The following is a 363-nucleotide window of genomic DNA, read 5'->3' on the forward strand; positions in this document are numbered from 1 at the left end:
CGTTTTGAACTTGCGCCAGTGTCAGGTCTTTGTCACCTGTGATTTTAACAACGCCTGCTGTGCCTGTGTCCATTGGCAGGTTCAGGATGCCGATGTTGTTGACGTTGCCTGTGCTGTTGATGGTCAGGTTTTCGTAACCTTGGTTTGCAACGCCAGCAGCGGATGTGCCGGAAACGTTTTGACCAATGTTGACTGTGCCAACTTGAACGTCGGACAGATTCAGGTTGCCTGTGTTGCTACCCAGCAATGTGCCTGCGCCGAAGGAGAATTCAACAACACCTGCGTTGTTGGCATTGGTGCTGGTCAGGGACATGTTGGTGAGAACAGATTTGATGTTCTCAATACGTGCTGTGTTGGTACCTG

The 363-nt window shown here is 50.7% G+C and carries 1 protein-coding gene; it reads right to left on the bottom strand.

Features of this window, described 5'->3' with window-relative positions; translation table 11 throughout:
• Window positions 1-363: hypothetical protein (locus ACO0LF_RS31610; protein ID WP_423021392.1), on the bottom strand; the 363-nt coding region annotated here is incomplete at both ends.

This window comes from Undibacterium sp. Di27W (assembly GCF_049340345.1).
GTDB lineage: Bacteria > Pseudomonadota > Gammaproteobacteria > Burkholderiales > Burkholderiaceae_D > Undibacterium.